Annotated in this window: 20 protein-coding genes; 11 read left to right on the plus strand and 9 right to left on the minus strand. The window is 75.1% G+C overall.

From position 1 onward, the window contains the following. Window positions 1–8: 8 nt before the first annotated feature. Window positions 9–911: a SprT-like domain-containing protein gene (locus EDD32_RS19105; RefSeq protein WP_211338749.1), complete on the minus strand. Its 903-nt coding sequence runs from the start codon at window positions 909–911 to the stop codon at window positions 9–11. A 163-nt stretch (window positions 912–1,074) separates the two neighbouring features. Here EDD32_RS19105 and EDD32_RS06410 point away from each other — a divergent pair, with 163 nt between their 5' ends. Further along, complete coding sequence (locus EDD32_RS06410) at window positions 1,075–2,373, plus strand: NAD(P)-binding domain-containing protein (RefSeq protein ID WP_123915961.1); 1,299 nt, start codon at window positions 1,075–1,077, stop codon at window positions 2,371–2,373. Window positions 2,374–2,378: 5 nt separating this feature from the next. Then, entirely contained in the window at window positions 2,379–3,944 is a 1,566-nt protein-coding gene (locus EDD32_RS06415) for an aspartate:alanine exchanger family transporter (protein WP_123915963.1), read from the plus strand. 36 nt (window positions 3,945–3,980) lie between these two features. On the opposite strand, the gene hrpA is transcribed toward EDD32_RS06415, so the two are convergent. Then, on the minus strand, window positions 3,981–8,414 hold the full coding sequence (hrpA, locus tag EDD32_RS06420) for an ATP-dependent RNA helicase HrpA (protein WP_447924420.1): 4,434 nt from the start codon (window positions 8,412–8,414) through the stop codon (window positions 3,981–3,983). A gap of 56 nt (window positions 8,415–8,470) precedes the next feature. Here hrpA and EDD32_RS06425 point away from each other — a divergent pair, with 56 nt between their 5' ends. The 4 genes from EDD32_RS06425 (at window position 8,471) to EDD32_RS06440 (ending at window position 12,812) form a co-directional block, all read left to right on the plus strand. Next, on the plus strand, window positions 8,471–9,670 hold the full coding sequence (locus tag EDD32_RS06425) for a multidrug effflux MFS transporter (RefSeq protein WP_123915967.1): 1,200 nt from the start codon (window positions 8,471–8,473) through the stop codon (window positions 9,668–9,670). A gap of 197 nt (window positions 9,671–9,867) precedes the next feature. Continuing rightward, entirely contained in the window at window positions 9,868–10,377 is a 510-nt protein-coding gene (locus EDD32_RS06430) for an ASCH domain-containing protein (protein ID WP_123915969.1), read from the plus strand. A gap of 224 nt (window positions 10,378–10,601) precedes the next feature. After that, complete coding sequence (locus EDD32_RS06435) at window positions 10,602–11,657, plus strand: endonuclease/exonuclease/phosphatase family protein (protein ID WP_123915971.1); 1,056 nt, start codon at window positions 10,602–10,604, stop codon at window positions 11,655–11,657. 63 nt (window positions 11,658–11,720) lie between these two features. Then, entirely contained in the window at window positions 11,721–12,812 is a 1,092-nt protein-coding gene (locus EDD32_RS06440) for a GNAT family N-acetyltransferase (protein ID WP_123915973.1), read from the plus strand. 56 nt (window positions 12,813–12,868) lie between these two features. On the opposite strand, the gene EDD32_RS06445 is transcribed toward EDD32_RS06440, so the two are convergent. The 4 genes from EDD32_RS06445 to EDD32_RS06460 form a co-directional block, all read right to left on the minus strand. Beyond that, window positions 12,869–13,636 (minus strand): alpha/beta hydrolase family protein, encoded by a 768-nt coding sequence (locus EDD32_RS06445; RefSeq protein ID WP_123915975.1) that lies wholly within the window; start codon window positions 13,634–13,636, stop codon window positions 12,869–12,871. 161 nt (window positions 13,637–13,797) lie between these two features. Beyond that, window positions 13,798–14,370, minus strand: a complete 573-nt coding sequence (locus EDD32_RS06450) for a hypothetical protein (protein WP_123915977.1) — start codon at window positions 14,368–14,370, stop codon at window positions 13,798–13,800. Between the two features lie 32 nt (window positions 14,371–14,402). Continuing rightward, window positions 14,403–14,720 (minus strand): 2TM domain-containing protein, encoded by a 318-nt coding sequence (locus EDD32_RS06455; RefSeq protein WP_123915978.1) that lies wholly within the window; start codon window positions 14,718–14,720, stop codon window positions 14,403–14,405. Between the two features lie 158 nt (window positions 14,721–14,878). Then, window positions 14,879–15,100, minus strand: coding sequence for a PLDc N-terminal domain-containing protein (locus EDD32_RS06460; RefSeq protein WP_123915980.1), 222 nt, complete (start codon window positions 15,098–15,100; stop codon window positions 14,879–14,881). 126 nt (window positions 15,101–15,226) lie between these two features. Here EDD32_RS06460 and EDD32_RS06465 point away from each other — a divergent pair, with 126 nt between their 5' ends. From EDD32_RS06465 to EDD32_RS06480, 4 genes are all read left to right on the plus strand, one after another. Next, window positions 15,227–16,168 carry an NADP-dependent oxidoreductase gene (locus EDD32_RS06465; RefSeq protein WP_123915982.1) on the plus strand — a complete coding sequence of 314 codons (942 nt, stop codon included), beginning with the start codon at window positions 15,227–15,229 and terminating at the stop codon, window positions 16,166–16,168. A gap of 167 nt (window positions 16,169–16,335) precedes the next feature. Next, window positions 16,336–17,379 (plus strand): methylenetetrahydrofolate reductase, encoded by a 1,044-nt coding sequence (locus tag EDD32_RS06470; RefSeq protein WP_170175234.1) that lies wholly within the window; start codon window positions 16,336–16,338, stop codon window positions 17,377–17,379. A 1-nt stretch (window position 17,380) separates the two neighbouring features. Next, window positions 17,381–17,884: a GNAT family N-acetyltransferase gene (locus tag EDD32_RS06475; protein ID WP_123915986.1), complete on the plus strand. Its 504-nt coding sequence runs from the start codon at window positions 17,381–17,383 to the stop codon at window positions 17,882–17,884. A 47-nt stretch (window positions 17,885–17,931) separates the two neighbouring features. Then, window positions 17,932–18,789: an aldo/keto reductase gene (locus EDD32_RS06480; RefSeq protein WP_123915988.1), complete on the plus strand. Its 858-nt coding sequence runs from the start codon at window positions 17,932–17,934 to the stop codon at window positions 18,787–18,789. 42 nt (window positions 18,790–18,831) lie between these two features. Here the strand turns inward: EDD32_RS06480 and EDD32_RS06485 are convergent, their stop codons facing one another. The 3 genes from EDD32_RS06485 to ppk2 form a co-directional block, all read right to left on the minus strand. Then, the gene (locus EDD32_RS06485; RefSeq protein ID WP_123915990.1) at window positions 18,832–20,244 is read right to left on the minus strand and encodes a thioredoxin family protein; all 1,413 of its coding nucleotides are present in this window, start codon (window positions 20,242–20,244) and stop codon (window positions 18,832–18,834) included. A gap of 130 nt (window positions 20,245–20,374) precedes the next feature. Beyond that, window positions 20,375–21,673 carry an MFS transporter gene (locus EDD32_RS06490; RefSeq protein WP_123915992.1) on the minus strand — a complete coding sequence of 433 codons (1,299 nt, stop codon included), beginning with the start codon at window positions 21,671–21,673 and terminating at the stop codon, window positions 20,375–20,377. 20 nt (window positions 21,674–21,693) lie between these two features. Continuing rightward, entirely contained in the window at window positions 21,694–22,608 is a 915-nt protein-coding gene (gene ppk2 / locus EDD32_RS06495) for a polyphosphate kinase 2 (protein ID WP_123915994.1), read from the minus strand. A gap of 92 nt (window positions 22,609–22,700) precedes the next feature. Between ppk2 and EDD32_RS06500 the strand changes: the two genes are divergently transcribed. Then, on the plus strand, window positions 22,701–23,027 hold the full coding sequence (locus tag EDD32_RS06500) for a YtxH domain-containing protein (RefSeq protein ID WP_123915996.1): 327 nt from the start codon (window positions 22,701–22,703) through the stop codon (window positions 23,025–23,027). Window positions 23,028–23,038: the final 11 nt, after the last annotated feature.

Genomic DNA, 23,038 nt, shown 5'->3' on the forward strand with positions numbered 1-23,038 from the left:
AGTCGGCCTCACCCGGGCGGGCGGACCGGCTCGACGTACTCGAACGGCACCGTGAGGACGCCGCGCCCCGCCCGCACGTGGTACCTCGTCCGCGCGCTCTTGACCACCGCGCCCTCGACTCCGTGGTACCGGCCCGGCGCCGTGAGTCGGACGGTCCAACCCGGCCCCAGGCCGCCGCTCGCGGCCCGCACCGCGAGGCGCATCTCGGGGGTGAGCGGCGGGTCCGCGATCTCGGGCGGCGGCTCCTCCACCCGCCACCGCCGGCCGTCGTCGTCGAGCACCCAGTCCTCGCCGTCGGCCTCGAGCTGGTCGTGCACCCACCAGGGCTCGCCCGTCCGGCGGCTCGTCTCGGTGCCGCCGCGCCCGGCGAGCGCGTCGGCGTAGAGCTCGGCCGCCCGGCGCCGCCGGCTCCCGGCCAGCGCATTGAGCAGCTCGCGCTCGTACCGCTGGCCCATCGGCACCTGACGCCCGTGGAAGGTCCACCGGAGAAGGAGGTCGGGGTTGAAGGACGGGTCGCAGCGCGCGCAGCTCGACGGGCGGGCGGGGCGGCGGTGCCGGTCGAAGGCGTGACCGCGCGGGCACACCCCGCGCCAGGGCGCCGGTGCGCGCGGGGCCTCCGCATCGACGAGGCGGGAGCCGGAGCAGCCGAGGGCCAGTGCCTTCGCCCGCCAGACCGCGTCGTGGCCGTGCTTGGGCCCGACCAGTGCGTGGGCGATCTCATGCAGGACCGTGTCCCGCACCTGCTCGACGTCGTAGAGCGACATGAGGTGCCGCGAGACCGAGATCGTCCGACGGTCGAAACGGCACACCCCCGCACGCCGCTTGGCACCGTCGAGGGTGAACGCCCACGACGTCAGGCCGTGCCGGTCCATGAGCTCCCGGCCCAGCGCCACCACCTCCCGCAGGTCCATCGCCGCTCCCTCCCTCGTTCCCGCTGAGAGGAGGTTACGGGGCGCTACCGACACCGGCTCCGACCCTGCGGTGCGCCGCACGGGTGGCTGTGGACGAGCCGCCCTGTGGGCAGTCCCACGCCTCGACCCGGAAGGAGCGCTCCGTCCGCGGTGTTCTCCCGGTATGACCCCCACCGCGCCGGCCCGGACCGCCCAGCAGCGTCAGGGTGGGCAGCGTCAGGACGCAGCGTGGCAGGAGGGAGCTCGCCGGCGCGCGACGCTCACGGACGGCCGGCGCCGGGCGGACGTCGTCGTCGTGGGGGCCGGTCAGGCCGGGCTCTCGGCTGCCTACCACCTGCGCCGTCTCGGGCTCGTCCCGGCCACGGACCCGACCGGTCCCGCCGCCACCGCCCCGGCCGTCACCGGTACCGCGGCAGATCGTCCCGCGGCCGCCGGGTTCGCAGTCGGCGGCGGCGCGCTGGGGTGGCCCCCCGGCGGTGCGGGCACCTACGTCGTCCTCGACGCCGAGGCCGGGCCGGGAGGGGCGTGGCGCCACCGGTGGCGGTCCCTGCGCATGGCGACGGTCAACGGCATCCACGACCTGCCGGGCGCGCCCCAGCCGACGGTCGATCCCGCCGAGCCGTCCGCGGAGGCCCTCCCGCGATACTTCGCGGACTACGAGAGCGCCTTCGAGCTGCCGGTCCTGCGGCCCGTGTCCGTACGGTCGGTCCACCGCGCCGGCGCCGACCTCCTCCTCGACACCGACGCCGGGACCTGGCTCGCCGGCGCCGTCGTCAACGCCACGGGTACGTGGACCCGGCCCTTCTGGCCCCGCTACCCCGGTCAGGAGAGCTTCGCCGGACGTCAGCTCCACGTGGCCGACTACGTCTCTGCCGAGGAGCTCGCCGGGAAGCACGTCGTCGTCGTGGGTGGCGGGATCTCCGCCGTCCAGCTTCTCGAGGAGATCTCCCGGGTGACCACCACGTCGTGGTTCACGCGGCGCGAACCCCTCTGGCGCGACGAGGAGTTCGACGCCGACGCGGGCCGTCGGGCCGTCGCCCTGGTCGAGGAGCGCGTGCGGCAGGGTTTGCCGCCGGCCAGCGTCGTCTCCGTCACGGGGCTCATCTGGCGCCGCGAGCTCCGTGCCGCAGCTACCCGGGGTGTCCTGGACCGCCGGCCGATGTTCACCCGGATCGAGCCCCGTGGCGTCCGGGCGGCCGACGGGACGTTCCAGCCCGCGGACGTCATCGTGTGGGCCACGGGCTTCCGTGCCGCGCTCGACCACCTCGCGCCGCTCGGCCTGCGCTCGCCCGGGGGCGGGATCGTCATGGCCGGCACGCAGGTCGCGTCCGAACCCCGCATCCACCTCGTGGGCTACGGGCCGTCGTCGTCGACCGTGGGTGCGAACCGCGCAGGCCGCGACGCCGCACGTGCGCTCGTCGGACGTCTGGCCGGGCGACGCCGCGCGGTGGTGGGAGGCTGAGCCCCATGGTCGACGTCCTCGCCGCCTCACCCCTGCTCTCGATGATGGTGGTCGTCGCGGTGGGCACGCTCATCGGCACGATCCCGTTCGGCCCGTTGCGCTTCGGACCCGCCGGCGCCCTCTTCGTCGGGCTGGCGGTCGGCGCCCTGGACCCCCGGCTGGGCGAGGGGCTCGGCCTCCTGCAGACCCTCGGCCTGGCGCTGTTCGTCTACACGGTCGGACTCGGCGCCGGCTCGGGGTTCTTCCGTGACCTGCGCCGCCAGCTCCCGCTGCTGGGCGGCGCCGTCGGTGTCCTCGCGCTCGTCGCCGTCGCGGCGATCGTCCTGGGCGCCGCGCTGGGGCTCACGCCCGGGCTGCGGTCGGGGGCGTTCACCGGCGCCCTGACCTCCACCCCGGCTCTCGCCGCCGCGACGGAGCTCGCCGGGTCGGAGGAGCCCGCGGTCGGCTACGCCCTGGCCTACCCCGTCGGCGTCGTCGTCACCATCCTCGCCGTCGGGGCCGTGCTGTCCCGCTCGTGGCCTGCGCGGCGCGACCGGGGCTCGGTCGCCGGGGTGGGTCTGGTGGACATCTCCGTCGAGGTGCTGCACCCGGCACGGATCGCGGACCTGCCCGAGGTCGCGGAGGACCGCGTGCGGCTGTCCTACCTCCAGCGAGCGGGCCGCACCCGCGTCATCGACCCCGACGAGGAGCTCCTGGCGGGGGACCGGGTGGTCATGGTCGGGCCGGCGGAGGCGGTGGCCGCGGCGCGCGAGCGCCTGGGGCGCCGGGTCAGCGAGCACCTGGCCCACGACCGCAGCACCGTCGACTACCGCCGGTTCATCGTCTCCCGGCCCGCGCTCGCCGGACGCACGGTCGCCGACCTCGACGTCCCCGGGCGCTTCGACGGCGTCGTCACCCGGGTGCGGCGCGGCGACCTCGACCTCCTCGCCTCGGACGACTTCGTCCTCGAGCTCGGCGACAAGGTCCGGGTCATCGTGCCGCGGGGGCGGATGGACGAGGTGCGCGAGCTCTTCGGCGACTCCGAGCGCCGGGTCAGCGAGGTCGACGCCCTCTCCCTGGGGATCGGCCTGGCCGCCGGTCTCGCCGTCGGCCTGCTCACGCTGCCCCTGCCCGGTGGGGCGAGCTTCGCCCTCGGCTCGGCCGCGGGTCCGCTCGTCGTCGGGATGGTCCTCGGCCGCCTCGAGCGCACCGGCCCGCTCGTGTGGGGCCTGCCCATCGCAGCGAACCTCACCATCCGCCAGCTCGGGCTGCTGCTGTTCCTCGGGGCGACCGGCCTCGCGTCCGGTCAGGCGTTCGCGTCGGCGGCGTTCACCGGCGAGGGGCTGCGCGTGGTCGTGCTCGCGCTGGCTCTCAGCGTGCTCACGGCGGCGCTGTTCGGGGTGCTCGCCCGCACCGCAGGGGTGAGCACCGCCCGGGCAGCGGGTGCGCTCGCCGGCCTGGTGGGCCAGCCCGCGATCCTCGCCTACGCCAACGGGCGCGTCACCGACGAGCGGGTGGAGGCCGGCTACGCCGCCCTCTTCGCCGTCGGGATCATCGCCAAGATCCTCCTCGTGCAGGTCATCGGGAGCTGAGGGTCCTCGCGGCCCGGCACGTTCTGACAGCGGTGCTCACACCTCGGCGAGGGCCTTGCGGATCCGCTTCTCCGAGACCTTCACCGGGGTGCCGAGCTGCTGGGCGAAGAAGCTGACCCGCAGCTCCTCGATCATCCACCGCACCTCGTCCAGCGCGGCGTCGCGGGCGGGGTCCGGCGCCATCCTCGCGCCGGCCTCGACCGCCGCCGCGTGGGCGTCCTCGAGCTCGCCGACCGTCCACGCCAGGTTCGCGTCCTGGTGGACGTTGACCTGGGCCCGCTCGATCCGCCGCTGCGCGGCCCGCAGGTAGCGCGACAGGTGCACCAGACGCTCGGGCGGGGTGGCCGAGACGAAGCCCGGACCCACGAGCCGCGCCACCTGGTCGCGGACCTCCGTGAGGGTGTTGAGGAGGAACATCGACGTCGCCCCCTTGATGGCCACGTCCAGCTCACGCCGGGCGTCGAGGATCGCCACCACCAGGCCGACCAGGCGGTGGACCCGCTCCTCCAGCTCGGCCCGCACGTGCGCGACGAGCGCGTCGTGCCGCTCGGCCTCGCGGACCGGGCGCCCGCCGTGCGCGGCCGTCCACTCGTCGACGAGCGCACCGACCGCGGCGAGCTGGACGTCGGCCACGAGCTCCTCGGTGGTCCGGTACGGGCTGGCCGCCAGGGTGAGCGCCTCGCGCCCGGTCCACCGGGTCGTCACGCGCTGGGTGCTCAGCGTCGTCTCCGTCAGGACCAGGCGCCGCAGCCCGACGCGGTGGGCCCGGGCCTGCTCGCCGGCGTCGGCCAGCACGCGCAACGACACCGTGACCGCACCGCCCTTCCCGCGCACCTCGACGAGCGCGGGGTAACCCCGCACCGTCAGCCCTTGGGCGCCGGTGGACTCGACCACCGCCGGGATGACCCCGCCGGGGACGTCGGGGAAGGCGGTGAGGTCGTGCTGCTCGGGGAGCATGGGCGTCAGGGCCGTCCCGCCGGGTCGGCCGGCGTCGGCGCGGCCCGTCGTCCCGACCGACCCGGCCGCGACCGCCGGCCCCGGGGCACCTGCTGGGACGCCCGCGCCGGCGCGCGCCTCCTCCATCGCCAGCGCCACGGCGCCGCGCACGGCGGCACTGACCGCCTGCTGCGTCTGCGGGGCGAGCTCGCGCTGGAGCGCCACGAGGTTCTTGCCCTCCGACAGCACGGCGCCCCGGGCGGAGAGCACCCGGAACGTCACCCGGAGGTGGTCGGGGAGCTTCTCGTCGTCCCAGGCGTCGTCGGGGACCTCCACCCCGCGCAGCCGCCGCACGGCGTCGGCGAAGGCCTCGCGGTAGCTGGGCGCGCCCGGCGGGGCCGGGGCGACCTCCGCCCACGGCGGGAGGTGGGCGACGACGTCGCGGGCGACGTCGGGGGCGGGGACGAGCTGGACGCGGACCTTCTTGGGCAGGGCCCGGATGGTCGCCGTGGCCAGGTCGAGGGCCAGGCCCGGCACCATCCAGTCGAAGCCGTCCGGGCGGAGGCGGGCGAGGACCTCCACCGGCACGTGGACCGTGACGCCGTCGGCGTGGGTGCCGGGTTCGAACTGGTACGTCAGCGGCAGGGTGAGGTCACCCTGGCCCCAGGTGTCGGGGAAGTCGTCACCGGTGATCTCCCCGGCCCCGGGCACGAGGAGGTCGAGGGTGAAGGTGAGCAGGTCCGGATCCTCGCGGCGGGCGCGCTTCCACCAGGAGTCGAAGTGCCGGGCGGAGACGACGTCGTCGGGCACCCGCTCGTCGTAGAAGGCCAAGAGGCCGTCCTCGTCCAGGACGAGGCCGCGGCGCCGGGCCCGGGCCTCGAACTCCGAGGCCTCGGCGAGCAGCTCGCGGTTGCGCTCGTAGAACTGGTGGTGCGTGCGCCACTCGCCACCGACGAGCGCGTGCCGGAGGAACATCTCCCGGGCCAGCTCGCGGGCGGTAAGATCGCCCAGGACGAGGTCGCCGAGCCGGCCGAGGAGCACCGGCCGGTCGGCAACCAGGGTCATGCCGTAGAGCATGACCTTCTCCTTGACCATGGCCGCACCCTGCTTGGCCGACCAGTACGGCTCGGAGTAGACCCGCCGGACGAGGTGCGCGGCGACCGGCTCGACCCACTCCGGCTGGATCCGCGCCACCGTCCGGGCGAAGAGCCGCGACGTCTCCACGAGCTCGGCCGCCATGACCCACGCCGGGGTCTTGCGGGAGAGCCCGGAGCCGGGCCAGATCGTGAACCGGGTGCCGCGGGCGCCGGCGTACTCGCGGCGCCGCTCGTCCCACGAGCCGAGGTTCGACAGCAGGCCGACGAGGAGGGACTGGTGCAGCGCGTCGGCCGCGACGGCGTCGGCGGACCGGCCCACCGCGACGGCGGCGCGCGCGGTGTCGGGGCGGCCGTCCGGGGTGGACCCGGCGGTGGCGGCGATGTCGTCCTCGTGCGGCAGGGCGATGGGCTTGAGGGTCAGCCCGAGCGGCTTGGCGAGCTGGCGCAGCTGGGCGACGACGTCCTGCCACTCCCGCACGCGCAGGTAGTTGAGGTGCTCGGCGCGGCACAGACGCCGGAACGCCGAGCCGGAGAGGTCACGCTGCTGGGTGCGCAGGTACCGCCAGAGGTTGAGGTAGGCGAGGAAGTCCGACGTCGGGTCGGCGAACCGGCGGTGCTTCTCGTCCGCCGCCTGCTGGTGCTCGGCGGGGCGCTCGCGCACGTCCTGGACGCTGAGCGCCGCGACGACGACCATGACCTCCGCCGCGCAGCCGTTCCGCTGCCCCTCGAGCAGCATCCGGCCCAGTCGCGGGTCGATGGGCAGCTGGGCGAGCTGGCGCCCGACCGGGGTGAGCCGCCGGCGGGGGTCGCTCGCCTCGGGGTCCAGCGCCCCGATCTCGTGCAGGAGCTGGACGCCGTCGCGCACGGCCCGGGTGTCGGGCGGGTCGACGAACGGGAACCTCGCGACGTCGCCCAGGCCGAGGGCCGCCATCTGGAGGATGACGGCGGCGAGGGAGGTCCGCAGGATCTCCGGCTCGGTGAACTCGGGGCGGGCGGCGTAGTCGGACTCGGAGTAGAGCCGGATCGCGATGCCGTCCGCGACGCGTCCGCACCGGCCCGAGCGCTGGTTGGCGCTGGCCTGCGAGACCGGCTCGATGGGCAGGCGCTGGACCTTCGTGCGGGTGGAGTACCGCGAGATCCGGGCCGTTCCGGGGTCGATGACGTAGCGGATGCCCGGGACGGTGAGGGAGGTCTCGGCGACGTTCGTCGCCAGGACGATGCGCCGGGTGCTGTGCGCCTCGAAGACGCGGTGCTGCTCGGCGGAGGACAGCCGCGCGTACAGGGGGACGACCTCGACGGCGCCGGGCACCGTCGAGCGGGCGCCCGGGGCGACGTACCGGTCCCCGAGGTGCTCGGCCAGCGCGACGTGGGTGTCGCGGATCTCCCGCTCGCCGGAGAGGAAGACGAGGATGTCGCCGGGTCCCTCGGCCATGAGCTCGTCCGCGGCCCGGACGATGCCGGTGACCTGGTCCAGCGGCTCCTCCGCGGGTGGCCGTGCGCGACCGCCGGCCTCCTCGGCGTCGTCGTCGGCCGCGTCGTCCTCGACGAGGGGCCGGTACCGCAGCTCCACGGGGAAGGTGCGCCCGGAGACCTCCACGACCGGCGCCGCGCTCAGCAGCTCGCCGTCGGGCCGGCCGCCCTCCCGGACGCCGAAGTGGGCGGCGAAGCGGGCGGAGTCGATCGTGGCCGAGGTGATGATCACCTTGAGGTCGGGCCGGCGGGGCAGGAGGTTGGCGAGGTAGCCGAGGATGAAGTCGATGTTGAGGCTCCGCTCGTGGGCCTCGTCGACGATGATCGTGTCGTAGCGCCACAGCATCGGGTCCCGCTGGATCTCGGCCAGGAGGATGCCGTCGGTCATGAGCTTGACCAGGGTGGTGGGCGAGACCTGGTCGGTGAAGCGGACCTGGTACCCGACGGCGCCGCCGAGCTCGACGCCGAGCTCCTCGGCGATGCGCTCGGCCACCGTTCGGGCGGCGATCCGGCGGGGCTGCGTGTGCCCGATCGTGCCGGTGACGCCGCGGCCGAGCTCGAGGCAGATCTTGGGGATCTGGGTGGTCTTGCCCGAGCCGGTCTCGCCGGAGACGACGACGACCTGGTGGTCGCGGATGGCGGCCGCGATCTCCTCGCGACGGGCCGAGACGGGGAGCTGCTCGGGGTAGGTGATCCGCGGCAGCGCGGAGCGGCGGGCCGCGAGCTGCGCGGGCGTGTACGGGCGGAAGCCGCCGCGCTCGCGGGCGGCGGGGTCGCGGCGTCCGGTGGTCTGGTGCTCGCCCGAGGTTCGCTCGCCCGACTGGCGTTCGCCCGAGCTTCGCTCGCCGGTCTGTCGCTCACCCGGCCCGCGGCGGGGACGCCCACGGCGCCGGCCGCGCCCGGTGCCGGCGCCATCCGCGCCGGTCCCGGCCGCCCCGGCTGCCGTCGTCTCCTCGCTCACGGTCACCCATTCTCACCGATGCGCGGGGCCGCGGCGCCCGGGGGGCGTCTACCCTCGGCCGGGTGAGCACCGACCGGCGGCGCGGCGCCGGGCTCGTCCTTCTCCTGGGCGCGCTGACCGCCCTGGGTCCGCTGACCATCAACCTGTACCTGCCGGCGTTCCCCGCGATCGCCGCCGAGCTCGGCGCCGACCAGGGGCAGGTGCAGCTGACCATGACCTCGGCGCTGCTCGGCCTCGCGGTGGGGCAGCTCGTGGCCGGGTCCGTCTCCGACGCGGTCGGGCGCAAGCTCCCCCTCCTCGTCGCGTACGGGCTGTACGTGCTGGTCTCGGCGGGGATCGCCGCCGCACCCGGCATCGAGGCGCTCCTGGTCCTGCGCGCCGCCCAGGGTGTGCTCGGTTCGGCCGGGATGGTCATCGCGCTCGCCGTCGTGCGGGACACCCGGGAAGGGGTCGCGGTGGGCCGGACGATCTCCCGGCTCATGCTCGTCGTCGGCGTCGCTCCGGTGCTCGCGCCGGCGCTGGGCTCGCAGCTGCTCCTCGTGGGCTCGTGGCGGCTGCTGTTCGTCGCCCTCGCCGTCCTCGCGGCGGTGCTCGTCTTCCTGGTGGCGCTCGCTCTGCCCGAGTCCCACCCGCCGGAGCTGCGACGGGTGGGTGGGACCGCAGGAGCGGTGCGCTCCTACCTCGGCCTGCTGCGCGAGCCCAGCTTCGTCGGGCTGGTGGCCGTGGCCGGGCTCGTCATGGCCGGGCAGTTCACCTACATCACCGCCTCGACGTTCGTCTTCCAGGAGATCTATGGACTCAGCGCCCAGCAGTTCGGCGTCCTCTTCGGCGTGGGCGCGCTAACCGTGACCGCGGGCACCCAGGTGACCGGCTACCTCCTGGGCCGGCTCCGGGGCGAGCGCATCGCCGGCATCGCGATCGGCGTGGCCCTGACGGGCGCGGCCGGGATCGTGGTCGTCGCGCTCACCGTGGGTACCGGACCGGGGCTGCTCTGGCCGCTGCTGCTGGCCGTGCTGCCCACCATCGGGGCGGTCGGGATGATGTTCCCGGTGATCCCCGCGATCGCCCTGGGGCGGCACCGGCACGACGCCGGCAGTGCGGCCGCCCTCATCGGCGCCGCCCAGTTCGGCATGGCTGCACTGGGCGCCCCCGTCTCGGGCCTGCTCGGCGGGTCGGTGGCGACGATGGGTGCCGTCATGGCGGTCGCCTTCGCTCTCGCCGGGGCGGTGATGGTCGCGGTGGCGCGGGCCGTGCGCGAGTGATGCCCTTAGCGCGGTGCTGTTCGCCAGCCTCGGCGCGAGCGATCCCCTTGTTGCCCAGTGATCCCCGCAGACCACTCTCACTCGGCTACGGAGGGATCGTTCGGTCGCGGGGGGATCGTTTCGCCGGGGCATCGTTCGGTCATGCGCGGATCGGTGCGAGGCGGACCGGCGGCCCGCACGGTGCGAGACTCGGGGTCATGGAGACGACCCCGCCGGTGGACGAGGCGATCGAGCTGTTCTGGGCCGAGGCGCGCAAGGTCGTCGGGCTCACCCGCCTGGACGTCATCGTGGGCACCAGCGACACCGCCTCGCTCACCCCGCCGGCGTGGTCGTTCGGCGAGACCGCCGAGCAGGCCGACGAGCTCGTGGCGCTGGTCCTCGCCGGGCGACGGACCGCCACGTCGAGCGCCCTGTGGGAGTGGGAGGCTGAGGACGAGGACCTCCCTCGCCCCGGTGACCTCGCCATCGTCTGCGACGGCGCCGGGCTCCCGCGCGCGCTCGTGCGCACCGACGCCGTGGAGGTCGTCCCCTTCGATGCGGTCGACGCCGAGCACGCCCGGGCCGAGGGCGAGCCGAGCCTGGACTCCTGGCGGCGCGAGTACCGGGACCACCTCGCCGCGGCGGTCGCACCTCGGCAGCTCGCCCCGGACGTGCCCCTCGTGCTCGAGCGTTTCACCGTCCTGCACCCCAGGCCCCGCCGGACGTGAATCGGGCCGGCTCCACACCCCTGCAGGATGGAGCCGGCCCGTGCCCGACCAGTGTGCGCATCACACGTCCGCCAGCGCATCCCCAGCGGCCACCACATGGACCCCTGTGTCCAGCATGCGATACCAGAGTGGGGCGGGGCTGTGATGACGCTTCGGGCCGACGTGGCGGGGACCCGCTCCGCCGAGGTCCCGGGCCCGGCGGTGCCCCGGTGCGAGGATGAGGCGTGCGCGCGATCGGCTGGCTCCTCGTCCTGGTGATCTCTGGTGCCGCCGCGCTCACGCTGGACCTGGAGTGGGCGGTCAACCTCCACCGGGACTGGAGCGGGTGGACGACGGTCGCGCCGGTCTCCCAGGTCATCGCGATGCGCTCGCTCGTGGCGATCGGCTTCATCGTGCTGGCCGTCATCACCCTCGTCGTCGGGATCGTCCGCAAGGTGGGCTTCCGGGGCGGCACGCGGACGCTGGTCCTCGGGCTGGCGCTCGCCGTCGTCGGCGTCGGGCACGGCTGGGTGCTGACGGAGCGCGGCCTGGACAACCCCGGACGTCTCACCGTGGACGGCGGGGTGCGGCCGGGCGACCTCGGCACGGGCGAGATCACGGTCCTGACGCTGAACACCCTCGGTGGCCGCACCGGCGTGGAGGACGTGGCTGAGCTCGCCGGTCCGAACGGCGCCGACGTCGTCGTCCTTCCCGAGACGTCCCGCGCGACGGCGGAGGAGCTCGCCGCCGCCCTCGCCGCGTCCGGCGCGACCTTCCAGGTGTTCGACGCCGCCGGTGCGCAGGACGGGCCCGCCGGCTCGACGGCGATGCTCGTCTCGGCCGCGCTCGGCGAGTACGTCCAGACGCCGGGGCCGGACACACGCTTCGGCGCCGTGCGGGCCGAGCCCGCCACCGGCGTCGGCCCGGTGCTGGTGGGGGTCCACCCCGCGCCGCCCAGCGGCGACCTCCACGACGTCTGGGAGGAGGACCTCGCCGCCGTCACCGCCCTCTGCGCGCCGCGCACCACGCGGGGCCTCATCCTCGCCGGCGACCTCAACGCCACCCTCGACCACGCCCCGCTGCAAGACATCGGCCGCTGCGTCCACGGCGCCGCCGGCGCCGGCGCGGGCGGGGTGGCGACCTGGCCTACCCGCACCCCGGAGTGGCTCGGTGCCGCGATCGACCACGTCATCGCCGACGGCGAGGCGTACGAGCCGACCCAGGCCGCGGTGGTCGAGGTCGGCGGGAGCGACCACCGGGCGCTGCTCGTGCGGCTGCGGCCGGTGGGATCCGACCGGTAGGCCCCCGCTCGTGGAACAGAAAATCCCTCGCCCGGGGCGGTTCGGTGATGCGACCGTGGACCCATGCGGACCATGAGCCTCCAGGAGTTCACGGCCGTCACGGACGCCCTGTCCCCGGCGGTGCTCGAGGGTTGCCACGAGGTGCAGACCGAGACCTTCGTGGCGGTGCTGGGCCACGACGACTTCGCCGAGCCCGCCACCGGGCTCCGCGCCGACCTGGCCGACCAGCGCCACGAGGACAAGGTCCTCCTCGTCGCCCTCGCCGACGGCGTCGCCGAGAGTCCCGCCGACGTGCTGGGGTACGCCTGGCTCGTCCTGCACCGTGAGGACAACCGCCACCTCGCCGGCCTCGACATCCTCGTGCGCCCGTCCGCGCGGCGCGCCGGCATCGGCACGGCGCTGTGGCGCGCGGCCGAGGCGCGGGTCCGGGCGGCCGGGCGCACCACCGTGACCTCGTGGAGCGTCCACGGACCGGAGCCGGAGGACGGACCCGGCGTCCTCGCCGCGCCGACGGGGGCCGGGCGGGTCCGCGCCGACGACCCCGCCACGCGCTTCGCCCTCGCGCACGGCTTCGTCCTGGAGCAGACCGAGCGCCACTCGACCCTGGCGCTGCCGGTCCCGCCCGAGCGGCTGGAGAGCTGGCGGGCCGAGGCGGCCGCGGTCGCGGGCCCGGACTACCGCCTCGTCTCGTGGACGGGGTCGACGCCGGAGGAACGGCTCGCGGGCATGGCCGCGCTGCGCAGCCGCATGAGCACCGACGTCCCCTCCGCCGGGCTCGAGTTCGAGGAGGAGGCGTGGGACGCCGAGCGGATGCGGCACGCCGACGAGCAGCTCGTCGCGCGCGGCGGGTCGCAGGTGGTCACCGCCGTGGAGCACCTGCCCTCCGGCGAGCTGGTCGCGTTCACCGCCCTGGACCGCCGCGAGCAGGACGTCATCTTCCAGCAGGACACCCTGGTCCGGGCCGACCACCGTGGGCGCCGCCTCGGCCTCCTGGTCAAGGCGGCCAACCTCCAGCTCCTGGCCCGGACCTTCCCAGGTGCACGCCGGGTGCACACCTGGAACGCCGGCGAGAACCGCTTCATGCTCGACATCAACGAGCGCATGGGGTTCGTCCCCGCCAGCGTCGAGGGTGCGTGGCAGCTGCGCCTGGCGTGAGAGCGGCACGTCCGGCAGCTCGGCCCGGCAGCTCGGCCCGGCTGCGGCCCGGGTCCTCAGTCCGGCGGGAGGTGGGCGGCGAACCAGTCCAGCGCGAGCCGGGCGACCTCGTCCATCCGGTCGCCCACGCCGGGCTCGGCGCCCGCGAGGAGCTCGAGCCGGGAGCCGGTGGGCAGCAGGTGCAGCCCCTCGCGGGTGATGACCACCTGGTCGCTTGCCTCCTCGGTGTGGTCGCCGTGGACGAGGAGGACGGGCACCTTGACCGACCCGAGCAGCTCCGCCTGGTCGATGAGCGAGAAGTCGGCGAGGGTCTGGCGGGAGATCACGGAGTACTCCCGGGCGGCGGCGACGTTGTCGTCGGGGATGCGCGCGTGCCCCAGCCGTTCGAGGTCGTCGAGCTGCCCGGGCGAGAAGATCTCCTCCCACGGGTACGACATCGGGCCCGTCATCGCGCCGGTGAGGACCATGGTGACGACGTGCGGCGCCGCCGCGCGCATCGCCGCGAGCGTGCCGAACGAGTGGGCGTGCACGGCCTGGACCGGGTAGCCCTCCTCGGCGAGCCACTCCGACGCCGAGCGGATGTCCTCGACCTCTCCCGCCACCGTGACGACGTCGTCGTCGCTGGCACCGCAGCCGGAGAGGTCCACCTGGAGGGTGGCGTACCCGGCGGCGCGGTACGCGGCGGCGAGCCGGTCGAACCGGGTCGAGGAGTGGCGGTCGGCGAGGAAGCCGTGGACGAAGAGCACCGCCGCGTGGCCGGCGCCGTGCTCGAAGGTCCCCGCGAGGTGGGCGCCGCGGGGCGTGTTGATCGAGACGTCGGCCATGCCTCCACGGTAAAGGGTTGGTATGGGAGCGGTCAGCGTCTTCGTCCGTGGTCTCGCATGGCGGCTGATGGTGACGGCGGACGGGCGGGCGACGGTGACGTGGGCAGACGCGCAGACGGGCGGACGGGCGGCGGTCGAGGACGTGCGCGGGCCCGGGGGCGTCAGGAGCCGCTGCCGACGGCGGCCGCCAGGCGGTCGAGGCACGCCCGCCAGAACTCCTTGGTCTCCGCGACCGCGTCCGCGCCCGGCAGCCTGGTGTGCTGGACCGCTACCCGGACCTTGGCCCGGCCGTCGCGCCCCGGCGGCACGGCCTGGAGGAGGACGCTCACCCGGCTGCCGTCGTCGCCCCGAAGCCGGAGCGACCGCGGCTCGGTCGCACCCACGAGCGGCCAGTCGACGTCGAGCCAGTCGCTGCGCAGGTCCTCCTCGCCCAGGTAGGGCCAGACCTGCTCCGCGGTGGCATGCAGGGTCCGCGTCACCCCCGCCTCGAAGTGCCCGAGCGAGCTCTGCCCGGGTAGGCGCAGGCCGCGGGCCTGCTCGTAGCCCACCGTCACCGACTGCGCCCACCAGGCGTCGACGTCGTGCTCGCCGCCGAGCCAGCGTGCGATGCGGGCGTGGTCCCACTCGCGCGCACCCGCGTCGTCGAGGAGCGTGTACCAGGCCGCGCGGGAGCGGCCCGTGGCTGCCTCGAGCCGCTCGTCGCCGACCTGCTGCTCCTGGCCGCGGATGCCCATGGCGGCGAGCCTACGCGCGGGCGCCGCTCCGGTCAGCGCTGCTGGCGCAGCCGGTCCATCTCCGCGGCGATCTCCGCCGGTCCGGGCGGCGGGGAGTAGACGTCCATCGCGTGGAACAGCAGCCCGATGCCCCAGCCGAGGATCGGGAAGACGGGCCAGAAGAACGCCGCCGCCCCGGTCATCCACCAGATGACCACGAGCAGGAGGTTCACGCTGACGTAGGCCAGGAGGTGAGCCCTGAAGTCGCGCTTGTCCTTGAGCCGCTTGATGGCAAGACGGCGGAGCTCGGCCTCGTCCGGGACGGGGTCGGCCGCGCCCGAGGTGTACTGCCCGGGCGTGTACTGGGTCATGGTGATCTCCTCACTCCCCCCACAGCAGCGTCCGCCCGGGGTCGACCCGGGGCAAGGGTCCTCGGTCCCCGCGGCGGGTCCGCCCGCGTACCCGTGGGCGCGCCGGGTGCGCCGTCCGGGTGCGCGGGTGCCCGCCGGGTGGGCCGTCGCTCGCGCGCTCAGGTCCTGGGCAGCCGTCCCCTGGTGAAGTACAGGATCGGACCGACCCAGCTGATCGCGATGACACCGGCCCACCGGGTCTTGCCGCCGGCGACCGCCCTAGCCGGCCGTCGAGCGAGGTCCACCCACGCCGTGACCGCCAGCGCGACCTCCGCGACACCGAGCGCGGTGACGGCCCGCCGCTGGGTGGTGCTCAACTCGGACCAGCTGCGCGCGGCCATGGGGACTCCTCGTCTCGGGTGGGACCAGTCTCGCCGACCCTCCCCGGCCGCGGCCAGGGCCCAAGGGCTCGACGGCGCCACCGACCTGCGCCACGCTGGGGCCCACGCCGAGGAGAAGGAGCCCCCGTGACCCGGTCCCGACCGCCCGCCGGCGGCGCCACCGGCTCGCTCGTCCTCGTCGCGCGCGCCTACGGCGGTCCGGAGCAGCAGGCGCTCGTCGAGCGGGACGTCACCGCGCCCGGCCCCGGCGAGGTGCTCGTCCGGGTCCGCGCGGCCGCCGTCAACCCGGCCGACGTCAAGCGGCGCGAGGGCCTCTTCGGGACCACCCGGACCCCGCCCGTCCCCCTCGGCCTGGAGCTGTCCGGCGTCGTCGAGGCGCTCGGCCCGGACGTCACGGACCTCGACGTGGGCGACGGCGTCGTGGGCAGCCCGCGTCCGGGTGCCGGCGCCTTCGCCGAGCACACCCTCGTCCGGCGGCGCGACGTCGTCCCCAAGCCCGCCGCTCTGCCGCACGACGTCGCCGCCACCCTCCCGATCGCCGGGACGGCGGCCTGGGACGCGTTCCACCAGGTCGACCCCGGCCCCGGCCGCACCCTCCTGGTCGTCGGGGTGGGAGGCGGCGTCGGCGATCTCGTGGCCCAGCTGGCCGTGGCCGCCGGGACCCGGGTGGTCGGCACCGGCAGCGAGAGCAAGCGCGCCCGCGCCGAGAGCCTCGGGGTCACGTTCGTGACCTCCGGGCCTGCGGCGCTCGCGGCCGTGCGGGCCGCCGGCCCGGTGGACGCCGTGCTCGACCTCGCCGGTGGTGAGGCGCTGCGCAGCCTCGTCGAGGTCGTGGCCGACCGCGCGAGCGTCGTCAGCGCGGCCGACCCCACCGCCGCCGTCGCGCTCGGGGGCCGGGCGCTCGTGCGGGGACCGGACGTGCTCGCGGACGTCGTCGCCGCGGCCGCGGAAGGACGACTGTGCCCGAACGTCACCGCGACCTACCCGCTGACGCGCGCGGCCGAAGCCCTGGCGCAGGTGGAGGGCCGGCACGCCGCCGGCAAGGTGGTGGTCCTGCCCGGTGCCTGAACCGCACGTCTCAGGGCGTGGGATGTGGGGGCCGCATGCTGGCGTGAACGCCCATACCCCGGCGAGTATGGAGCGTCCATCCCGAGCGGCCGAGAGACCTGGCTCCCCGACGCCGCAGCAACCCGCGCCCGCGGGTGCTCCCGCCAGGACCGATGGAGCGTGATCCGATGTCCACCTCTAGCCTCTTGGCTGTGCCGACCACCCGCCCCACGGTCTCCTTCGAGCTCTACCCGCCACGGCGGCCCGAGCTCGGCGAGGTCGTGTGGCAGCGGATCCTGCGGCTGGCCGAGGCCGGACCGGACTTCTTCTCCGTCACCTACGGCGCGTCGGGGTCGTCCCGCGACGCCTCCGAGCGCCTGGTCCGCCGCATCCTCGACGAGACCGGCGTTCCGGTCATCGCCCACCTGACCTGCGTCGGGACGACCCGGGAGGAGCTCGGCGCGCTCGTCCGTCGTCTGCTCGGGCTGGGCGTGCGGGACTTCCTCGCGCTGCGCGGCGACCCGCCGGCCGGGCAGTCCGTGTGGGCCCCGGCGGCCGGTGGTCTCGCCCGCTCGAGCGAGCTCGTCGATCTCATCCGCCAGGTCGAGGCCGAGGAGCTCGGCGCGCCCCGCGCCGACGGCGGCCGGGAGGCCGGGGCCACGACGGCCGAGCCCTCGCCCGTCGCCCGCGAGCTGGGGGTGGACCCGGCCGACGTCGTCTCCGTCGCCGTGGCCGCCTACCCCTGCGGGCGCAGCCACACGCGCGAGGCCGAGCTCGCGGCGCTGCGGGAGAAGCAGGCGGCGGGCGCGGACTTCGCCATCACCCAGGTCTTCTACGACGTCGACTCCTACGCCTCCCTGGTGGCGGACGCCCGTGCGGCCGGGGTGCTCATCCCGATCCTGCCCGGCATCATCCCGCTGACGGACCCCGGCCGCCTCGCCCGGCTCGGAGAGCTCACCGGCGTCGACGTGCCGCCGGCCCTGACGGCCCTGCTCGCCGTCGACGACGAGACCGAGCGCCTGCGCCGGGGCGTGGCGGCCACCGTGGACCTGGTCGAGGGCGCGCTCGCCGCCGGTGCACCCGGGCTGCACCTGTACACGTTCAACCGGGACCGGCCGGCGCTGGACGTCCTGGAGGCCCTGCGCGAGCGCGGCGTCAGCAATCCCGCGCTGCCCCCGTCCCTGCGGGGGGACCCGGCCCGGCCGGGCGCCCTGCCGCTCGAGCGCCGCTGACATGGCCGTGCTCGCCCGCCTGGACGTCGGCGGCGAGACGGTGGTGCTGCGCCGCGCCGTCGCCACCGACGTCGCCGGCATCGTCGAGCTCCTCGCCGCCGACCAGCTCGGTGGCGGCCGGGACGGCGGTGACCTCGCGCCGTACCTCGCCGCCTTCGCCGCGATCGACGCCGACCCCGCGCAGCTGCTCGTCGTCGCGGTCGACGACGAGGGCCGGCTCGCCGCCACCTTCCAGCTCTCCTTCATCCCCGGTCTGGCCCGGCGGGGGAGCCTGCGCGCCCAGGTCGAGGCGGTCCGCGTGGCACCGGACCGCCGCGGCGGCGGGCTGGGCCGGGCCATGATCACCTGGGCCGTGGACGAGGCCCGGCGGCACGGCTGCACCCTCGTGCAGCTGACCACCGACAAGCGGCGCACCGGCGCGCGCCGCTTCTACGAGGGGCTGGGGTTCACCGCCACCCACGAGGGGATGAAGCTTCTGGTCGCAGCGGACGGCGACGGCGTCTAACGTGTTCGCGGGCCTCGACCGGGGCCCGCGAGAACGTGGGAGGACACATGCAGCAGCGCCGTATCGGCGACCGTCCCGTCAGCGCGATCGGTCTCGGCGGGATGCCGATGTCGATCGAGGGCAGGCCGGACGAGGCAAGGTCCATCGCCACCGTGCACGCGGCCCTCGACGCCGGCATCACCCTCATCGACACCGCTGACTCCTACCACCGCGACCCCACCGACGTCGGGCACAACGAGCTCCTCATCGCCAAGGCCCTGCGCCTGGCCGGGGCCTCCGCCGCCGACGTCCTCGTCGCGACCAAGGGCGGGCACCGCCGTCCGGGGGACGGCACGTGGACCAAGCAGGGCGACGCGGCGTACCTGCGCAAGGCCTGCGAGGCGTCCCTGCAGCGGCTCGACGTCGAGGCGATCGGGCTCTACCAGTTCCACCGGCCGGACCCGGCGGTCCCGTACGAGGAGTCGGTCGGCGCGATCCGCGACCTGCTCGACGAGGGCAAGATCCTCATGGCCGGCATCTCCAACGCCGACCCCGACCAGATCCGCCTCGCCCAGGAGATCCTCGGCGGGAGGCTCGTCTCGGTGCAGAACCAGTTCTCGCCGTCGTTCCGCTCCAGCGAGCCCGAGCTCGAGCAGTGCGCGGAGATGGGCATCGCGTTCCTGCCGTGGAGCCCCCTGGGCGGCATCAGCCGCGCCGGCGAGCTCGGGTCCACCCACGCCACCTTCGCCGAGGTCGCGGCCGAGCGGGGCGTCAGCCCCCAGCAGGTGGCCCTGGCGTGGGAGCTGGCCAAGGCCGACGTCGTGATCCCCATCCCGGGTGCGTCCCGGCCGGAGAGCGTGCTCGACTCCGTCGCCGCGGTCGAGCTCGAGCTCACGGCCGAGGAGCTGGCCCGGCTGGACGGCTGAGCGTGGGGCCGGCCCGGAGCGCTCCGGGCCGGCCCGGCCGCCTCACCGGCGCAGGCTCTTCTCGCTCCCGACGTGGATCCCGAGCCGCGGCAGGACCACGCGGTGGACGAGCAGCACGAGCGCGGTCGCGGCGAGGGCGACGGCGAAGACGGCGAGCGAGGAGCCGACGTCACCCATGAGATCCGGGTCGACGATCATGACCACCGCCAGGGTGAGCATGAGCATGCCACCGGCGAGCTTGAGCAGCCGACCCTGCTTCTCCTGCAGCCGGGTGGCCCGCAGCCCGACGACCGCGGCGCCGAAGACGGCCAGCTCGTCGAGCTGGTAGATCAGCAGGTACAGCGCCAGCAGGAGGACGAAGGTGCCCGCGGTCGCGCCCTGGCTGGTGAGGAGGTTCGTCCACAGAACGGGGAACCCGGCGGTGCAGGAGAACTCCACGAGCGAGACGCCCGCGGCGAGGACCACGGTCGCGCCCACGAGGGCCGGCAGCGAGTCGCCCTTGGCGAGCACGGCGCGCATGCCGCGGTACAGCCCCGGCCGGCGCTCGTCCGCGATGGTGAAGGACAGGCCCTGCCGGTACCAGAAGTAGTCCTTGATGTTGACGACGGCGAAGAACAGCGCCACGAGCGCGACGAGCACGTGCAGCCACGCCGACATGCCCACCACGGTGAGGACCGTGAACAGCCCGGTGATGAACAGGCCGTAGATCGCGGCGGTGACGGTGATGAAGGTCAGCCCGATGACGGCCGTGCGCCGGCGCGAGCCGCTGTGCAGGGTCAGGGCGAGCAGGACGGAGAGCACCCACAGCGAGCACGGGTTGAACCCGTCGACGACGGCGATGAGCGCGGTGCTCACGGTGAGCGAGTGCGTCCCGAGGTCCACCTCCCCGAGGAGCGGCAGGCGCAGCACCTCCGTGGCCGCGGGGGCCGCCGGCTCCGGCCCGGCCGCCGCCGGCGGGTCGAGCACGCCTGGCCCGCCCGCGCGGGCGACCTCGCGGGCGTCGAGGCACCCGCGTTCGGCGCAGGTGGCGACGGCGGCCTCGATCTCGGCCCCGTTGAGTTGCGCGGAGAAGCCGACCCAGTACTCCTCACCGAGGAAGATCAGCGGCACGCCGGTGGGCTCGAAGCCGAAGCCGGCGGCCATCTCGGCCATCGGCTCGCGGTTCTCGGGGTGGTTCCAGACCTCGTAGTCCACGACCGTGGCGCCGTAGGTCTGCGCCAGCGAGGCGAGGAACGGGCCGGCCTCGGCGCAGTGCGGGCACCCGTCGCCCCAGAAGTAGTAGATCGTCGGCTTCACGGGCTCCACCGGTGCTGCCGCTGCACCGGACCACCCGGCCGCCGCGCCGGCGAGGCCGTCCGGCACGGTGCGGGCGGTCGCCGGCGTGACGGCCGCGACGGCGGTCGCCACCAGGATCGCGAGGAGCGCCAGGACGGCACCGAGGGTCGCTCGCCGCACCGGTCGCCTCCCTCGCCGCCCCGGCGCCGTCGCCGCCGGTCCGACGGGGCTCGAGACCGGCCCCGCCCTCCCATCGTGGGGCCCGGGGCAGGGTCCACGCCGCGGACCCAGGTCCCGCACGGGTCCGTGCTCAGCGGTGGCTGACCTCCGGCAGGGTGCGGCCGACGGCGACCCCCACCAGACCCAGAGCGGCGAGGAGCAGGAGCGCGGCCTCGGCCCCGATCGTCGCCAGCGCCCCCGAGACGGCGCCGACGACCAGGAGCAGCACCCCCATCGCCGTGTTCGCCACCGCCACGTACTCGGTGCGCCGGTCGCCCTCGGCCATGTCGACGACGTAGGTCTTGCGCGCCACCCGGATCCCGATGTGGGTGAAGGCGAGAAGCAGGTAGACGAGCGGGTGGAGCCACCACGACTCCCGGGCCGCAGCCACGAGCCGCAAGGCGAGGAAGGCCAGGACGAGCAGCGACGCGGCACCGGCCCCGGCCACGAGGAGGGTCCGGCTCGAGCGGTCGGCCAGCCGGCCGAACAGCCGGCCGCCGAGCAGGCCGGCCACGCCCGAGGCGATGACGAACGGACCGAGGCCACCGAGGCCCACCCCACCCTCCGCGGCGGCGAGCGCGACGACGAACGGCGGGCTCGGGGCCGAGACGAGCAGGAGGGTCCGCACGGTGACGAAGCGGCGGAACGGTGCGTCGGAGCGCAGCATCGACCAGGAGCGGGCGAGCCAGCCGGGACCGTCCGGCGGCCGGGCGGCGGGCTCCGTCGGGGGCTCGACGATACCGGAGTAGACGACGAGGGCGAGGACCCAGGTCAGGGCGGCCGCGCCGAGCAGCGCCGCGAGCACGGGTGGGGCGACGTCGTCCCCGCCGAGGGCGCGGATGCCGAGCCCGAGGGTGATCGCGACCACGCCGGACAAGACGGTCGCGATGCCGTTGATCTGCCCGCGCTGGCCCTTCGGGACGGTCCGGCCGAGGACGTCCTTGTCCACCAGCGACGTCATCGCCCGGGCGAGGGCGAACACCGCCAGGGCAGCGAGCACGACCACCCCCGCCACGGCCCCGGTGGTCGTCGCCGCCGCGAGGGCCATCGCCGCGGTGGCCCCGGCCTGGCCCGCGGCGCCGGCGACCCACAGGCCCTTGCGCACGCGGTGGCGCTGCACCCAGGGCGACAGGGCCGCCTGGGGGAGCATCGAGCCGGACTCCCGCACCGGCACGAGGAGGGCGACCAGGACGGCGGGGGCACCGAGGGAGGCGAGCAGCCAGGGCAGGACGGTCTTGGCGCTGACGACCTGGTCACCGGTGCTGATCAGTGCGTTCGCGGCGATCTGGCGCAGCCCGTTGGCGGGCAGGCGGGCCGGCTCCGGCGCGGCGCCGGCCGCGACGGGGCCGGGGCGGACGAGGCGGCGGTAGAGCCGTTCGGCGGTGGGCATGGCGGCATCGCAGAAGCGGCTCAGGCCCGCGAGGGATCCTCCACCAGCGCCGAGGCGTGGTCCGGCACGTACGAGGACACCGAGATCGGCGGACGCCGGTAGCCCGTGCCGGCGGGCCGCTCGGGAAGCTCGACCGGCCCCCGGGAGGGGACGTCGTGGTAGGGCAGGGACTCGAGCAGGTGGTGGATCATGTTCAGCCGCGCCTGCTTCTTGGAGTCGCTGGCCACGTGGTACCAGGGCGCCGACGAGGTGTCCGTGTGGACCATCATCTCGTCCTTCGCGCGGGAGAAGTCCTCCCACCGGGTGATCGACTCCAGGTCGATCGGGGAGAGCTTCCACTGCCGCAGCGGGTCGTGCAGGCGCTTGCGGAACCGGGCGAGCTGCACCTCGTCCGAGACGGAGAACCAGTACTTGCGCAGGTGGATGCCGTCCTCGACGAGCATCTGCTCGAAGATCGGGCACTGGCGCATGAACCTCTTGACCTCCTCCGCGGAGGCGAAGCCCATGACCTTCTCCACCCCGGCGCGGTTGTACCAGGAGCGGTCGAACAGGACCATCTCCCCGGCGGCGGGCAGGTGCTCGACGTAGCGCTGGAAGTACCACTGCCCCTTCTCGCGCTCGGTGGGCGCGGGCAGCGCCGCGATGCGCACCACGCGCGGCGAGAGGTACTCGGTGATCCGCTTGATCGTCCCGCCCTTGCCGGCGGCGTCGCGGCCCTCGAAGATCACCACCACGCGGGCGCCGGTCTCCTTGACCCACGTCTGGAGCTTGCCGAGCTCGCCCTGGAGCCGGTAGAGCTCGGCCGCGTAGACCTTCGGCGGGATCCGGGTCGTGTGGAACCCGCTCTCCTCGCCGCCGGCGACGTGGCCGTCGCGCTCGCCGTCACGCTCGCCGCCGGGGCCGTCGTCCGTGTCGCGCCGCTTCGCGTGAGCCATGGCGCAAGGCTAGACCTGGCACCGCGCGCGCGGCGGGGCGATCCGACCTAGGCTCGGGGCCAGACCGCACCACTGACGCACGGAGGTATTCCATGGGCAAGCTCTCGTTCCTCACCGGCGCCGGCATCGGCTACGTCCTCGGAGCCCGCGCCGGCCGCGCCCGCTACGAGAAGATCAAGGGTGCGACCGCGAAGCTGTGGGAGAACCCGAAGATCCAGCAGAACGTCCACAAGGTCGAGACCAGGGTCACCGACGCCGCGAAGAACAGCGGGTCCCAGCTGACCGACAAGGTCGCCTCCACCGTCAAGGGCAAGCTCTCCGGCTCGCGCGGCGCGCACCACCCCGACTTCCCCGTGGGCAACACCGGCCGGGGCACGGACGGCCCGATGCCGCCCACCACGCCGCAGCCCCCGCTCTGACGCAGCCGATC

Origin of the sequence: Georgenia muralis (assembly GCF_003814705.1) — a bacterium.
Taxonomy (GTDB): Bacteria; Actinomycetota; Actinomycetes; order Actinomycetales; family Actinomycetaceae; genus Georgenia; species Georgenia muralis.